Genomic DNA, 14,939 nt, shown 5'->3' on the forward strand with positions numbered 1-14,939 from the left:
CTCCTCCTTTCCATAATTAGGAATATGAAGGACAAACCTGTCTTAGAACATTGAAATATCCTTAATATTTTACACCTGCATTAACGCTGAATTTATACAGTGCAGAATTTTTAAGATGTACTGTCAATAGTCTGCGATAATGTCACCCTGATAGGGTGATAACTGTGCAGCAGAAATGTCATCCCTAAGTTTCTTGGAATAGAAAATTTCGGTATAGCCAAACCAAGGGGAATTAGTTTTGTTTTTAGGTTTAATTAAAGTCTCAGAAGGTAGGCAATTAGTAGAGTTGTCCGGCTGAGAGATATGTATTATACTTTCCTTAGGCTGAGTATTAAGCGGTTCTGGTTTAATCACAAGGCCCTTGAAAAGAACCTGCATTCCGATATGTTTACTGGTTGCTACAGTAATCGTGTCATGAGGGGATGCAGGGATTTCTTTATTATCCTTAGAAATTGGCAACCGGTATTTCTGACCTCTATAAGAAAAGGAAAGGCCTGAATCAAGCTTTCTTGTTTCATGTATAGCAAAGGTTAACTGAAATGCAGCCAAATCCTGTTTGGGCAAATAGGCCTTTTCCATGCTGGCAGCCTGGACGGAGAATTTGCGGTTGTAATAGGGAATATATTGCCTCAGGAATTCATTAGCCTGTTCAATTGAATTAATGCCTTTACGCTTCATATCTTTAGGCAAACGATCCTGCAAAGTTTCCCAGAGCCTTTCAATCCCCCCTTTAGCTTGTGCAGACTTGGCAATGATAAGTAGAATTTTGGTTTCTCTGAGAGCTCTTGCGAAGTGGGGTTGACGCTCGACTTTACCAGTTAGTTCTTCATCTAGTGTCAGTTTCTTTTTTGTTTTACTGTCATAAGCAAAGACTGTTCTACCATCGGTGTAAATTTCCCTTGGCAAATGGCCGTCTTGATTCATCTGAAACATCAACTCACAATACCCTTCAAAGGTTTCTTCCTTTTCGAAATGAAGAGCTAGAATACGACCTGTGGCATCATCTACAGCACCATGAAGGTGCAGGTAGGAGTCATTGCCCAGCCAATCATAACTGGAAGCATCCATCTGAACGAGTTCTCCTTCACGTTTACGGGCATTTCTTGACCGATGTTTCTTCGGTCTTCGTTTGGCCTTTGGGGATCGAATACCACTGGCTTTTAGATGTCTTGAAACAGTGCTGACAGAGACAAATATCCCCTTGTCTTCAGCGAGAACATCGGTAGCATGGCAAAAGTTATAGTTGATCAATTCCTTTTCGTAAATCTCAATGATGTTCAAGGCTAACTTTGGATCTAAGGCATTAGCAGGCTTACGTCCTCTGTTTTTATGCAGAATGCTCATGACCCCATTGGCGGTGGCCTCCACTTTCAACCGCTGTACTTGTCTGACGCTGAGATTTAGAAGCCCTGCTGCTTGTTTGTTTAATAAATGGCCTGCCAATAATTCTTCGATAATGGTTACTTTTCTTGCTTCTTGCTTGCTCATTTCTAATTTCATTCTCCCATTATATCTGTTTTGTGAGGGGATGACATTTTCCTTGAAGAATTATACTATGACATTATCGCAGATCAACAACAGAATTTTTAAGATGTACTTGGCATTTTTGCATGAGATGTCATATAATAGATATAATTTGAAGACAATTTAAGTATCAAACAGCAAGGAATGGGACAGTAGCTTAAAAGGAAGTCCACAGAAAGCAATCGAATGCTGAGAGATTGCGTCCGACTTTCAAGTGAAAATCACCCGGGAGCTGAACTTCAGAAATATGTACCTTGTCACTGTCAAGTGATCAATTAACAGGGTTCCAGTAAGAAGTTTCGCCTGCCCTGCGTTAACGGGTAAGAGTGATGTGTTTGACGTAATTTCATGTACCTCAGACATATAATCAGGGTGGTACCGCGGTTTAGTCGTCCCTAAGTTATTTATACTTAGGGATTTTTACTTTTTTCATATGATAACTTGAGGGTTGACGAGGAATTAGTTGACGAGGAACTAACAGTCATTAATGAATTGATAAAGGAGAATCTCTATGAAAAAATTTAAATCTTTAGCTGAAAACCCCGTTGCTGGACGGGAAAAACAAATATCAGATTACTGGGATTCGATTGATATTCTGCAGAAGACAATCGAAAACCGCGAAGGCGCGGAACCGTTCGTGTTTTATGAGGGTCCGCCTACAGCCAACGGCAAGCCGGGTATTCACCATGTCATGGCGAGAACCCTGAAGGATTCCGTCTGCCGGTATCAGAACATGAAAGGTTTTCAGGTCAAACGGAAGGCCGGATGGGATACGCACGGACTGCCGGTGGAAATCGAAGTTGAAAAACAGCTGAATCTTTCCGACAAACAAGGTATAGAAGCGTATGGGATCGCCCAGTTCAATGAAAAATGCCGCGACTCTGTGTTTACGTATGAAAAACAGTGGCGCGAGATGACGATCCGGATGGGTTATTCGATTGATCTGGATCATCCTTATATTACCCTGGATAACAATTATATTGAAAGCGTCTGGTGGATTCTGGACAAATTCTTCAAAGAAGGCTACATGTACGAAGGTCACAAGATTCTTCCGTACTGTTCCAGATGCGGAACCGGACTTGCTTCCCATGAAGTCGCGCTGGGCTATAAAGAAATCAAAACAAATACCGTCATCGCCAAATTTAAGCGCAAAGGAGTTGACGAGTATTTCCTGGCCTGGACGACCACACCATGGACCCTGCCCTCCAATGCGGCACTCACAGTCAGCCCGGCTGAGACCTACGTCAAAGTCCGCAGCAATGATGAGATTTATTATTTATCAAAGACGCTCGCACCGAAAGTACTCGGCGACGATTATGAAGTCCTGCAGGAATTAAAAGGCACTGAGCTTGAATATATGGAGTATGAGCAGCTGATGCCGTTCTTAACCACCGACAAAAAAGCTTTTTTTGTGACGACTGCCGATTATGTCACGACAGAGGACGGTACCGGGATCGTCCATACCGCACCCGCTTTTGGTGAAGACGATTATAACACCGGAAAGCGCTACAACCTGCCGGTTTTTCAACCGGTGGACGAATCGGGCAAATTTATCGCAACGCCTTGGAAGGATAGCTTTGTGATGGATGCCGACCTGGATATCATCAAGTGGCTGCATGCCGAGGGCAAACTGTTTAAAAAGGAAAAAATGGAGCATAATTACCCGCACTGCTGGCGCTGTCAGACCCCTCTGCTGTACTACGCCAAACCAAGCTGGTACATTGCGATGACCAAACTAAAAGATCAGCTTGTCGCAAATAACAAAACAGTCGAATGGTATCCCGACTTTGTCGGTGAAAAACGTTTTGGCAACTGGCTTGAAAATGTTAATGACTGGGCATTGTCCCGTAACCGCTACTGGGGGACTCCTTTAAATATCTGGCGTTGCGGATGCGGCCATACCGCTTCAGTCGGCTCCCGCAAAGAACTTGTGGAAAAAGCAATCGAAAAGATTGATGAAACCATTGAACTGCACCGACCTTACGTCGATGATGTTCATATCCGCTGTGAGAAGTGCGGCAAACCGATGGCCCGGGTCAGTGAAGTGATCGACTGCTGGTTTGACAGCGGCGCGATGCCTTATGCTCAGCATCATTATCCGTTTGAAAACAAAGAGAACTTCCATGAACTGTTCCCGGCTGATTTTATCTGTGAAGGGATCGATCAGACCCGCGGCTGGTTCTACTCCCTGCTCGCGATCTCGACCTTTGTGATGGGCCGTTCCCCGTATAAGCGGGTCCTGGTCAATGATTTGGTTTTAGATAAGCAGGGACAGAAAATGTCCAAATCCAAAGGCAACACGGTAGACCCGTTTGAACTGTTTGACCAGTACGGCGCCGACACGCTCAGATGGTATTTGCTTTATGTGTCTCCGGCCTGGACACCTAAACGCTTTGACATCGAAGGCCTTAAGGAAGTCCAGAGCAAGTTCTTCGGGACACTCCGCAACGTCTATACCTTTTTTGCGCTCTATGCGAATACCGATGAGGTCGACCCGAGAGATTTCTTTATCGAATACAAAAAGCGGCCGGAGCTCGACAGGTGGGTCCTCTCCAAATATCACGCCCTGCTCGATGACGTTGAAACCAATCTCGCTGTCTATGATCTGACTAAAGCGGTCCGAAAAATACAGGAATTTGTCAGCGAGGACCTCTCCAACTGGTATATCCGGCGCTCCCGCCGCAGATTCTGGGATCCCGGCCTGTCGGACGACAAGAAGGCCGTCTATAACACCACGTATGAAATCCTGGTCGGCATTGCCAAAATCTCAGCACCGTTCGCACCTTATCTGGCGGAAGAAATCTACCGTAACCTGACCGGTGAGACTTCGGTCCACCTGGCAGATTATCCGGAATATGTCTCGACTATGATCGATGAGAACGTCGAAAACAGAATGGATTTGGTCAGGAATTTAGTCACCCTCGGCAGATCTGCCCGGGAACAGGTCAGGATCAAAGTCCGTCAGCCGATCCAGCAAATCCTAGTTGACGGGAAATATGAAGTCCTGATCGCCGATTTAATTCCACTGATTCAGGAAGAGCTCAATGTAAAGGAAGTTATTTTTGCGAATAACTTAAGCGATTTCATGAATTTCATTCTGAAGCCTAACTTCAAAACTGCCGGACCCGTCTTCGGCTCGAAAATCAAACTCCTTGGCAAAGCACTGGAAAGCCTGGAGGCTTCAACGGCTGCGGCTGCCCTGGAGGCTGGAGAATCGTTCTCAGTGGATGTGGATGGAGAACAGCTAGATATCGTCAAGGACTATGTCATCGTGTCGATTTCCGCCAAAGAAGGGTTCACGGTCACAATGGAAAACAACCTGTTCGTTATTCTTGATACCACGCTGACCAGAGAGCTTATCGATGAAGGTCTGGCCAGAGAGCTCGTTTCCAAAGTCCAGCAGATGCGCAAGAGCAATGATTTTGAAATGATGGACCGCATCCGGATCTATTTCGATGGGGATGACCAAGTCACGAGTGCGATTCAAAGCTATCAGGAATACATCAAAATAGAAACGCTCGCTGAAAGCATCGAAAAAACACCGAGTACCGCAGACCTGACTAAGGTGAACCTGAATGACCACGATACCGGCGTCAGGGTCGAACGGATCTAAATGCTTTGGCTCAATCGTATAATGTTGGGCTAAACCCCAAAAATACGCAACCCTGAACCGATATGATGCTGGTAATAGTTTTTCAGACTGTTACCAGCATTTTTTTTGAATTTTGCTGAGGATGACGACAAGATACTATTTGCTTTTTTACTATTATTTTCTAAATGTATGTTATTTTTTATTATTTTTAGTTGTTTTTGGTTGTTTTTGGTTGTCTTAATTTGTATAATTTGATTGAGGTGATCATGATATGTCGATGGATAAGGAGCTTATGACTGCCCAGGCGCTGGCTGAAGCACTCGATCTTTCAACCGAGACTATTTGGAAATATACACGTGAGAAAAAAATACCGTTTATCGAGTTGAGCGGCAAGCAGTACCGCTATATACTGGCAGATGTTCTTAACGCACTCACAAATACCGCCTCTTCCGTGCAGGAAAGATCAAACAAATACACTGCAGAATCTTCCAGGAAGCTGACTTACGAAGACTATCTGAAAATACCGGATGAACCCGGTTACCGCATCGAGATTCTCGATGGCATTATGGTGAAAGAGCCTGCTCCAAATGTCAGCCATCAACGTGTTTTGCTTCGGTTAACATGGATTCTTGAAGATTATTTTCGGGGAAATGATCCCGAAGGCGAAGTATTTGTGGCACCTCTTGATGTAACATTATTAGATATCAACGTGGTCCAGCCCGACATTTTTTACGTTTCCGGGCAGCAAAGACAGATCATCAAAGAAGCCCGTATCAATGGCCAGCCAACAATCGTGGTTGAAATCATTTCCCCATCCAGCAGGCGCAAAGATCGTCTGCAGAAGCTGCAGATTTACCAAAAGACCAAAATCCCACATTACTGGCTGGTCGATCCGGCTGAGAAAACCCTCGAATGTTTTGTACTGAGGGATGGTTCCTACGTCTTAGCTGCAGCAGGTATGGATGAAGATGTTGTAGATCATCCATATTTCACTGGTTTATCTATTCCATTGAAATCATTATGGTAGAAAATATACTATGATAGACTCTTAAAACTCTTAAGGTTTTGATACGATACATACGCTGGGTAAAGCCGCAATATACTCACATCCGGGTCCGGCCCAAATAAGCCTCCTGAAGCAGAGCATCCGAGATTGCTTCTTTGGAGTTTCCGTAGTGAACAATCCTACCCCGCTCCATGACAATTACACTGTCCGCCACTTTCAAGGCGGCTTTTGTATTTTGTTCGACCAGTACGACTGTGACACCGGACTCTTTCATCCCGACCAGGATCGCCATGATCTCGCGTACGACAAGCGGGGCCAGCCCGATGGAAGGTTCGTCGAGCAGCAGCAGTGAGGGCCTGGCCATAAGGGCCCTGCCTATTGCCAGCATCTGCTGTAGACCGCCGCTTAAAGAACCGGCCAAATCCTTTTCTCTTCCCTGCAGCAGAGGGAATAATTTCAAGACTTCCTCCACATCGTTTGGGATATCCGCCTTGTCCTGACGATAACGGTGAAAAGCCCCCATCATCAGGTTATCCATCACGCTTAGCCCGCTGAATATCTCTCTTTTCTCCGGTATAAGAGCGATACCGGCTCTGACGACTTTTTCCGGTAACTGGCCGGCTATCTTTTTGTTCTGAAAAATGATTTCTCCTGCAGCAGGCTTGTATAACCCCGCGAGAGTCCCTAGCAGGGTACTTTTGCCTGCACCATTGGCTCCGAGAATCGCCAGCAATTCTCCCCGCCTGACATTCAGGGATACATTTTTGAGCGCATGCACATAGCCATGATAAACATTGAGACCATTTACACTAAGCAATTTGCTCATCCTCTCCGAGATAGGCTTTGATCACTTCCGGGTGAGCCTGAATTTCTGCCGGAGTTCCCTGGGTGATCACCTCCCCGAAATTTAGGACAACAATCCTATCAGCAGCTTCCATGACCGTTTCCATATCATGTTCAATCATTATCATGGTCATACCCTGACTGCGAAGTTTTTTCAAATATTCTGTCAGGATTTCAGATTCAGCAGCATTTAATCCTGCAGCCGGTTCATCAAGCATGATCAGTTTGGGCTGAGAAGCAAGGGCTCTGGCAATTTCCAACAGTCTTTGCTGTCCGAACGGCAAAACTGCTGCCGGCAAACCAGCTGACTCCGCTAAACCAACCTCTTCAAGCAGTTTCAGGGATTCAGCCCTGATTTTCTTTTCTTCCGTAGACCGTTCAGGGGAAGAAAGAAATGACTTGACAAAGCCCTTTTTCCCCTGCAGGTAAGCACCAGTCATAACATTTTCCAGCACGGTCATGCTGCCGAAAAGCTGCAGATTCTGAAAAGTTCTGGTTACTCCAGCCTGAGCTACCTTATACGGCTTCATTCCGGTGATCGTTTTTCCTTCCAATAACACTTCACCTTCATCCGGTTGATACGTTCCGGTAATCAAGTTAAAAATCGTCGTCTTTCCTGCCCCGTTAGGCCCTATAAGCGCTGTAATTTTTGCTTCTTCAACCCCAAAGCACACATGTTTGACAGCCATAATGCCGTCAAAATGTTTTGTAATTCTGTGTAACTCCAGAAGCATGGCCTTTTCCCTCCTTCTATAGCATTGATACTCAATCTATAATTCTTATTTGATATTTGAATCATCGTTCTGTATATAGGTTAATTGACTTCATTTCCATCTTGAACCAGACTCTTTTTTGAACTTTGAAAGAATTCCCCGATACTGCTTAACCCCTGCGGACGGTAAATCATGAGTGCAACCAGGATGATTCCGTAAATAATGATCTGGTATTCACCGCCGGCTCCGGGAACGATGAGCGGTATCAACTCTTTTAAGATCTCGTTTAAGGCCACGACGACCACAGCCCCAAGCAAAGGTCCCCAAAAGGTACCCAGGCCGCCAATCACTGCCATCAGTACAAACTGGACGGAAGCATGAAAAGTAAATGGTGACGGACTGATAAAGGTCATATAGAAAGCATAAAGGCCCCCTGCCAAACCCGTAAGCAGCGCACTGAAAATAAAGGCCTGCAGCTTAAGCCTGACACAGTCAATACCGGCATTTTCTGCCGCATACTCACTCTCTCGGATCGCACATAAGGCCCTGCCTGTTCTGGAACGGACTAAATTTCGTATTCCCAGCAGTATCAGGACCAGAATGATCCAGATCAGGATATAAAATTTCCTGTCACTGTTTAAAATAAGACTGCCAATGCCCAGATGCGGAATACCGCTGATCCCGGATGGCCCTCCGGTTATTTCTCCGCCTTCGGTAAATAATATATGGACTAAAATCCCAAAGCCGAGCGTCGCGAGGGCAAGGTATAGCTCGCGTAACTTAAGGGTCTGTCGGCCAATTAGGGCCGCAACAATTCCAGGAAGAAGAATTGCTGCCAGAAGAGCTAACAGTGACGGCCAATGAAAACGCGTGGTTAATATTGCGGCCGTATAAGCGCCTAAACCAAAAAACGCCGCATGACCGAACGACACCTGCCCCGCATAACCCATCAGTATTCCCAAGCCCTGGACAACGATCGCATACAGGCCGATGACAATCAGTAATCCATAAAGATAATTGCTGTTAAGCAGGAGCGGGATAATTAACAATACCAGCATGATGACAGCTCCGCTGAATTTAAATATAATCTTTTTCACCAAAGATACGCTCCTTACCACATGACGCTGTAAATCTTACTCAAAAGAAATCAAATCAATACCAAAAGGAAACCCTGTTTTAAGATTAAATTTTACGCTCGCTGATTGCACCCAGGATCCCTTCCGGCCTGATTAAAAGGACTGCAAGAAGAATCACAATAGAGATCGCATCATTCAACCCGGAGGAAATCAGTCCTGAACTGTAGGCTTCCAAAAGCCCCAGGATTAATCCCCCCAGAACAGCTCCGGATATACTGCTCAATCCGCCAATTGTTGCCGCGATAAAACCTTTGACGCCTAACATAAAACCCATATCATACGTGACCATCGTCACCGGTCCAATGCAGATTCCTGCGGCGGTAGCCAAAGCCCCTGAAAAAACAAATGCGGCCAGGGAAATCGTACTCAAATTGATCCCCTGCAGCTGGGCTCCGATGGGACTGAGGACGGAAGCTTGAACTGCTTTTCCCCAGTAGGTCCGTCCAAAAAAAGTGTTGACGCAGATCAGTGTTGCCGCTGCCAGCAAAAATACCCAGATGCTCTGAGGATTGAGTGCCGCCCCGCCTGCCATGATTGGTCCACTAGCCGTAAAGGAGGGCAGAGAGTAGGTATCCGTTCCCCAGATCAGAAGGGCCAGCCCCCTTAAGGATATCGAAATACCAATTGTAATGATCAGCATCGTCAGGCTGCTGGCTCCCCTGGCTTTGTTGACCGTCAGCCTTTCGAGTACCCCCGCCAACAAGGCGACAATAATGATGGCAAGAAGGGAGGCCGCTATTAGCGGCATCCCCATCGATTTGAAACTAACCGTCAAAAGTGCCCCCATAACCAGGAATTCCCCAAGGGCTAGATTTAATATGCCTGTTACTTTATAGGTAATGACCAGGATAAGGGCAATAATGGAATAAATACTTCCAAGCGTAAGCCCGCTGAATAATAGCTGCAGTAGTTGTTCTCCCATCAGGTTTCACTCCGTTACTGTAATTTTGCCCTCGTTACTGTAATATTTTCCATTTGCCGTCTTCGATCTGCACCAAAACGGCGGAATCTTCGCTTAAGCCATTATGATCCTGTTCGGACATATTAAATACCCCGGATACACCGACAAGTCCCTGCGTTTTTTCCAGTTCATTCCGAATGACGCTGCGATCCGGACCAGCTTTTTCGATCGCCTTGACCAGGAGACTTAAAGCATCTGTCGCATAACCGCCGAATGAATTGGGCGCTGTATTGTATTTGTTTTGGTAATCATTGATATAACTTGTAAGCACTGCTTTCTGCGGGTCAGAATCCGCAATCTGATCGGTCACTGGAAGCTTGCCGATTGGAAGGATCACTCCGTCAGCGGCGTCCTGGGCAAGTTCGATAAATTTCTGATTGCCGACGCCATGGCTGTGAATGAGCGGAATCGTCAGTCCAAGATCCTTATAGTTCTTCGTCAGGATGGAGGCCGAAGGCGGAATCGCCCATACGACGACTGCCTGAGCCCCGCTGCTCTTGACATTCGTTAATTGCGGCGTCATATCATTGTCTGTCGCATCAAATTTTTCTTCAGCAACGATGGTGATCCCATTTTGGGGAGCTGCCGCGCTAATGGCCTTCTTGCCATTGTCGCCATAAGCATTGTTCATATACATAAAGGCAATCTTCGTCATGTTATTCTTCTTGAGATATTCAATGATTTTATTGATCATGACAATATCGCTCTGGGCTGTTTTAAATACCCATTGTCTTTCAGCAACCGGTTCAACGATGCTACTGGCTGCGGCCAGAGAAATCATCGGAATTTGCGCGTCCTGGACAGTTTTCATGATGGCCATCGAGGTCCCGCTGGAGCTGCCGCCCAAAACTGCAAGGACGCCTTTTTCTATTAGCTTATTTGCAGCAAGTACAGCCTCCATCTCATCACTTTTATTATCCTCAATGATCAGTTCAACCGGATGCCCTTGAATACCACCTTCGGCATTGATCTTGTCCACCATCATCAACAGTGTATCGCGTTCAGGTATGCCCAAAGAAGAGGAAGTCCCGCTGATATCGAGAACCGCACCCACTTTGTAAGGCTCTGTTGTCTCACTGCCTGCCGTACTGCTCTTCCCGGAGCTGCAGCCTCCCAATATCAGGCTGACCGCCAATAATAAAGCTACTACCATACTCCCTGTGAAACCTTTGAACTTTCTTTTCATCGTCCTTCACTCCTACATTCATATTTTTCTGATACACCAGAAAACAACAAGCCACAGCCTTCGCCGGGACGAAAGCTGTGGCCTTCCGCGGTACCACCCCAGTTAGCTGGATCACTCCAGCTCTCTCTTAAGAGTACGAATAAAGAAGTCTTTCCCTGCTGAAACTTAGGTGTGGTCCGTGGCCATCCGTGGCCTTGCTAGCCGCTCCTTGCAGCCAATTAAAAAAACACTTCTCATCCCTGAAGGGACGAAAGTGCTTCGCGGTACCACCCTATTTGGGTCTAAGCAGACCCCACTTTTCAGTAGGTACGGGACTTTATTCTTCCTTATACCCCCTCCCTTTTAACGGCGGGAGCCTCCGTCCAGACCTACTTACCCAAAGGTTTCAGTCCGGAAGTTCAGGGGTGAACCTTCAACGATCAATGCGATAGAAACGCTTTCAGTCTAAGACGTTTCCTCCCTGGAAAGCTCATACCGTTTACTTTACCCCATCATTACTTTTATACAATAATGGTATTGATTTGAATCTATATTATCACAGAGTTTTGAGATTCGTCAATTAGAAATATATTTGTTCTGTTATATTTGTTCTGTATCAGTAAAAAAGTAAAATATATTTCAGGATGGTATAAGATATAGGGTTGACATGGTAATCTGTAAAGGCGGGTTATTCTTTTTTTAGAATTTAGTTGCATAGTATTGCTAAAATATGATAAAATAACTTTTGTCTAAAAAACGTGCGGTAGTTAGATGTTTCGAAGGGGGTGACTGTATGCCAAATATTAAATCAGCAATCAAGAGGGTCCAACTAAGCAAATTACAGAATGCCAAGAATACTGCTGCCAGATCTTCCTTACGAACCGCTATTCGTCGTTATGAGGAAGCTGTAAACAATAATCCTGAAAATGCTGTTGAAGCTCTGCAAAAAGCTTCCCGTGCACTTGATAAAGCTGCTGCCAAAGGTTTGATCCACAAAAACAAAGCAGCTCGCAAAAAATCCAGAATGGCCAAAAAATTTCAGGCTTTGAATAATAAAGCCAGCTAAGCAACGCTGCACTAGTCCCTCCATGGACGTCGCAGCATCCGTGAAGGCTATTTAAACGCTTCACGCTCCATAGACATTAGAGAGGATATCTCAGAACCCTGAGGCATCCTCTTTTTATGATTACGTTATTTTTTACATAATCGTATAACCATTATTTCCAGCAGCAACTGAGGGTTCCCTCCGCTGCTCTTTAACGCAAGCTCAGTCTGAAGACAATCTTCCATGGCCTCAGCCAATCTGACGGTTGAAAAAGAGTCCGCTTGCTGAAAGAGTTTATTTCCTTCAAAGAATGTCCTGATTCCTGCAGTGCCCATAAAATCATTGACTGTGCCCTTGCGGGACCGCCAAATACTCGCTGCCAGTAACAGCCGGATATGGCGGACGATCATTGTATGCACTTTGAGGTAATGTTCCTGACTAAGCACTTCGCTAAGCCTGGCCAATGCGTCTTTGGTATTCTCTGCCGCGATGGCATCCAACATCGCAAAGACCGTCGTCTCGATCATCGGCAAACTTATTTTCCGGATATCTTCAATTTCTATGTTTTGTTTTTCTCCGGTATATAGAGCTAATTTGGCCAGTTCCTGACTGAGTACCCCTGTTTGGTGGCCAGCCCATTCCAAAAGAAACGAAGCGGCGGGAACACTCAGGTTCTTCCCGTTTTGATGCGCTTGCTTTTGCAGCCAGGCCATCCATTCCGACTGGCCCTTCGGAAAAGCGAATTCCACTGTTTTCCCGTTCTTATTGATTTCCCTAAACAGTTTTCTGCCTTTGTTTACTTTTTCCGATATCAGAACCAGGCAAGTAGACGGATTGGGATTCAGACAGTATTCCAGCAAGATATCCGGGTCGCTTTCTCTCCCTGAATGGGATCGTTCCATTTCTTCGGTGCTTTTTTCCGATTCGGAAGTGCCTTTGCTCCTGCCCGTACTGAAATATGTAAGATCGTCAACAACCACGAGTTTTCCGGAAAAAAAGGCTGTCATATTGGCAGCCTGAATTATTTCTTCCCGGGTTTGTTCTTTTCCGTTAAGAAGTTCTGTATTGCTGCCGGAAGGATCATCCAGCAAATAATAGTTTTTTAGCAGTTTTAAAGCCTCGGCTAGAGAATAGCGGTCCTCGCCGTACCAGAGATAAACGGAGGGGATATCGCGGTTCTTTATATCCAGTTTGATGATATCTAATGTCATATCCTATTTTCTCCTTGAAGTTAAGAAGAAACTCTCTTACTTGCCATCCAATGTGATTTTTGATAATTCAACCAGATCTTGTGAATTTTCACTTACTTCCTCAATTGCAGCGGTGATTTCCTGAGTCGCTGCGGCCTGATTTTCAGCAATACCGCCAATTTGGTTGATTTCCATAATAATGCCTTCAATAGATTCTCTCATCTGGGTAAGTATTTCGGTAACCATTTTAGCTGAGTCGTTACTTTGGGCAGCAAGTTTGCGCATTTCTTCCGCAACCACTGCAAAGCCGCGACCTTGTTCACCGGCGCGGGCCGCTTCAATTGCGGCATTCAAACCCAGCAGGTTGGAATGTGAGGATATATCAGAAATAGCGCTAATGACCTTATTAATTTCTTTAATTTTCACGGCGGATTCATTTGCGGATTTTACCACATTGCTGATTTTGAAAGAAAGCCCTTGTGATCCTGAGGCAACTTCCTGCAATCCGGCGTTTGCTTGCTGAAGCGTTGCTGCTAAACCTTGAGAAATTTCTTCAACTCTACCCTCTTTTTCTAGGCTTCTACCGATTCCGACACAACCAATGATTTCTCCATCGGGTGCTTTAATTGGGTATGTGGATGACGCAAACGGGATACCGTATCTCTCTTTGGACATAATATCCGATCTGATTTTACCTGTTCTCATCGCTTCAACAAGGTGAGGGTGATCACTAACCTTAAAACTTGAATCCACCTTCGCATTAAGTTTATAGCCGGAGTAGTGACAGAGCGCGTCCGTCCTATTCGTGATCAGCACCATAATGTCTTCCTGCATTATTTCTTTTAAATCGGCTAATACCATCACGTAGGCTTCCAAGATTTCTTCATGGCTTTTTACATGATTTTCTGCGAAATCCATTGAAATATCTTCCTCTCTTTTTACAAAATGACCAATTTAGTAATTATTTTGAATTATCTCTACTATAACGCAGAACAAATAACTTTTCAACCAAAGATCATTGGGATCTTACAACAAAAAAAGTCCCCCTCAACGGATGAAGGGGAAAGAAAGAGGAGGAGAAAAGAGATGTTCATTTGGTATTATTTCCATGCACTTCCTCTTTTTATTCATGTTCTTTGATATTTTTTGTATTTCCGTATAAAATTAGTCTTTGCTGGACTAATTTGATGTTTCAGACCAAAATATTTAGACGGTTTCCGGTTCAGCGTAATCTACACCTTTGGTGTCGACGGTTACGCTTTTCATTACCTGTTCTTGATTGGGCCTGTCCTGATAGTTACTTTCGACAGATACAATATGATCGACAGATTCCATGCCTTCGATCACCTTGCCAAAGGCTGCATATTGGTCGTCAAGATGAGGTGCATCATTAACCATGACAAAGAACTGAGAACCGGCTGAATCTTCCATTCTGGAGCGGGCCATAGACAGGACTCCACGGCTATGTTTCAGATCATTCTTGAAGCCGTTACCGGAAAATTCCCCTTTAATACTGTAGCCTGGATTGCCCATTCCCGAACCCTGCGGGCATCCTCCCTGAATCATAAAACCAGGAATGACTCTGTGAAAAATCAGACCGTTATAGAAGCCCTTTTTAATTAATGAAATAAAATTATTGACAGTATTTGGGGCTATTTCAGGATAAAGTTCGGCCTTGATGACATCCCCGTTGGCCATTTCAATTGTTACAATCGGTTTTTCCATGATCGATAACTCCTTTTCAACGTGTGAATTATTCGTTCA

The 14,939-nt window shown here is 45.0% G+C and carries 12 protein-coding genes and 2 other annotated features; of the genes, 3 read left to right on the top strand and 9 right to left on the bottom strand.

Translation table 11 applies throughout. The features are described 5' to 3' along the window. Positions 1–123 precede the first annotated feature (123 nt). Positions 124–1,500, bottom strand: coding sequence for an ISNCY family transposase (locus DHBDCA_RS12590; RefSeq protein ID WP_242824890.1), 1,377 nt, complete (start codon positions 1,498–1,500; stop codon positions 124–126). A 155-nt stretch (positions 1,501–1,655) separates the two neighbouring features. Further along, positions 1,656–1,924: a binding site (T-box leader), on the top strand. Positions 1,925–2,035: 111 nt separating this feature from the next. On the opposite strand from DHBDCA_RS12590, the gene ileS reads away from it, so the two are divergent. After that, positions 2,036–5,137, top strand: coding sequence for an isoleucine--tRNA ligase (gene ileS, locus DHBDCA_RS12595; RefSeq protein WP_015044606.1), 3,102 nt, complete (start codon positions 2,036–2,038; stop codon positions 5,135–5,137). 250 nt (positions 5,138–5,387) lie between these two features. Continuing rightward, positions 5,388–6,143, top strand: coding sequence for a Uma2 family endonuclease (locus tag DHBDCA_RS12600; RefSeq protein ID WP_015044607.1), 756 nt, complete (start codon positions 5,388–5,390; stop codon positions 6,141–6,143). Positions 6,144–6,219: 76 nt separating this feature from the next. Here DHBDCA_RS12600 and DHBDCA_RS12605 read toward each other — a convergent pair whose 3' ends face one another. From DHBDCA_RS12605 to DHBDCA_RS12625, 5 genes are all read right to left on the bottom strand, one after another. Continuing rightward, a complete protein-coding gene (locus DHBDCA_RS12605) occupies positions 6,220–6,939 on the bottom strand; it encodes an ABC transporter ATP-binding protein (RefSeq protein WP_015044608.1) in 720 nt (239 codons plus the stop codon). Next, positions 6,932–7,699: an ABC transporter ATP-binding protein gene (locus tag DHBDCA_RS12610; protein ID WP_015044609.1), complete on the bottom strand. Its 768-nt coding sequence runs from the start codon at positions 7,697–7,699 to the stop codon at positions 6,932–6,934. The genes DHBDCA_RS12605 and DHBDCA_RS12610 overlap by 8 nt, the downstream gene beginning before the upstream one ends. An 80-nt stretch (positions 7,700–7,779) precedes the next feature. Beyond that, positions 7,780–8,775: a branched-chain amino acid ABC transporter permease gene (locus DHBDCA_RS12615; protein ID WP_015044610.1), complete on the bottom strand. Its 996-nt coding sequence runs from the start codon at positions 8,773–8,775 to the stop codon at positions 7,780–7,782. An 85-nt stretch (positions 8,776–8,860) separates the two neighbouring features. Beyond that, the gene (locus DHBDCA_RS12620; protein WP_015044611.1) at positions 8,861–9,736 is read right to left on the bottom strand and encodes a branched-chain amino acid ABC transporter permease; all 876 of its coding nucleotides are present in this window, start codon (positions 9,734–9,736) and stop codon (positions 8,861–8,863) included. A gap of 34 nt (positions 9,737–9,770) precedes the next feature. After that, positions 9,771–10,961 (bottom strand): ABC transporter substrate-binding protein, encoded by a 1,191-nt coding sequence (locus tag DHBDCA_RS12625; RefSeq protein ID WP_015044612.1) that lies wholly within the window; start codon positions 10,959–10,961, stop codon positions 9,771–9,773. Positions 10,962–11,201: 240 nt separating this feature from the next. Then, positions 11,202–11,465 (bottom strand) — a binding site (T-box leader). A gap of 268 nt (positions 11,466–11,733) precedes the next feature. Here DHBDCA_RS12625 and rpsT point away from each other — a divergent pair. Further along, positions 11,734–12,006 (top strand): 30S ribosomal protein S20, encoded by a 273-nt coding sequence (gene rpsT, locus DHBDCA_RS12630; protein ID WP_015044613.1) that lies wholly within the window; start codon positions 11,734–11,736, stop codon positions 12,004–12,006. 125 nt (positions 12,007–12,131) lie between these two features. Here the strand turns inward: rpsT and holA are convergent, their stop codons facing one another. The 3 genes from holA to DHBDCA_RS12645 form a co-directional block, all read right to left on the bottom strand. Further along, positions 12,132–13,196, bottom strand: coding sequence for a DNA polymerase III subunit delta (holA, locus tag DHBDCA_RS12635; protein ID WP_015044614.1), 1,065 nt, complete (start codon positions 13,194–13,196; stop codon positions 12,132–12,134). A 36-nt stretch (positions 13,197–13,232) separates the two neighbouring features. Further along, positions 13,233–14,093 (bottom strand): methyl-accepting chemotaxis protein, encoded by an 861-nt coding sequence (locus DHBDCA_RS12640; protein ID WP_015044615.1) that lies wholly within the window; start codon positions 14,091–14,093, stop codon positions 13,233–13,235. Positions 14,094–14,381: 288 nt separating this feature from the next. Next, positions 14,382–14,900 (bottom strand): peptidylprolyl isomerase, encoded by a 519-nt coding sequence (locus DHBDCA_RS12645; protein ID WP_015044616.1) that lies wholly within the window; start codon positions 14,898–14,900, stop codon positions 14,382–14,384. Positions 14,901–14,939 lie beyond the last annotated feature (39 nt).

The organism is Dehalobacter sp. DCA (assembly GCF_000305775.1).
Classification (GTDB): domain Bacteria; phylum Bacillota; class Desulfitobacteriia; order Desulfitobacteriales; family Syntrophobotulaceae; genus Dehalobacter; species Dehalobacter alkaniphilus.

Excerpts from the sequence above, each read along its gene's own strand:
- ileS (WP_015044606.1), top strand. The coding sequence starts at position 2,036 with ATGAAAAAATTTAAATCTTTAGCTGAAAACCCCGTTGCTGGACGGGAA.
- holA (WP_015044614.1), bottom strand. The coding sequence starts at position 13,196 with ATGACATTAGATATCATCAAACTGGATATAAAGAACCGCGATATCCCC.
- DHBDCA_RS12620 (WP_015044611.1), bottom strand. The coding sequence starts at position 9,736 with ATGGGAGAACAACTACTGCAGCTATTATTCAGCGGGCTTACGCTTGGA.
- DHBDCA_RS12590 (WP_242824890.1), bottom strand. The coding sequence starts at position 1,500 with ATGAAATTAGAAATGAGCAAGCAAGAAGCAAGAAAAGTAACCATTATC.
- DHBDCA_RS12610 (WP_015044609.1), bottom strand. The coding sequence starts at position 7,699 with ATGCTTCTGGAGTTACACAGAATTACAAAACATTTTGACGGCATTATG.
- DHBDCA_RS12625 (WP_015044612.1), bottom strand. The coding sequence starts at position 10,961 with ATGAAAAGAAAGTTCAAAGGTTTCACAGGGAGTATGGTAGTAGCTTTA.
- DHBDCA_RS12600 (WP_015044607.1), top strand. The coding sequence starts at position 5,388 with ATGTCGATGGATAAGGAGCTTATGACTGCCCAGGCGCTGGCTGAAGCA.
- DHBDCA_RS12645 (WP_015044616.1), bottom strand. The coding sequence starts at position 14,900 with ATGGAAAAACCGATTGTAACAATTGAAATGGCCAACGGGGATGTCATC.
- DHBDCA_RS12640 (WP_015044615.1), bottom strand. The coding sequence starts at position 14,093 with ATGGATTTCGCAGAAAATCATGTAAAAAGCCATGAAGAAATCTTGGAA.
- rpsT (WP_015044613.1), top strand. The coding sequence starts at position 11,734 with ATGCCAAATATTAAATCAGCAATCAAGAGGGTCCAACTAAGCAAATTA.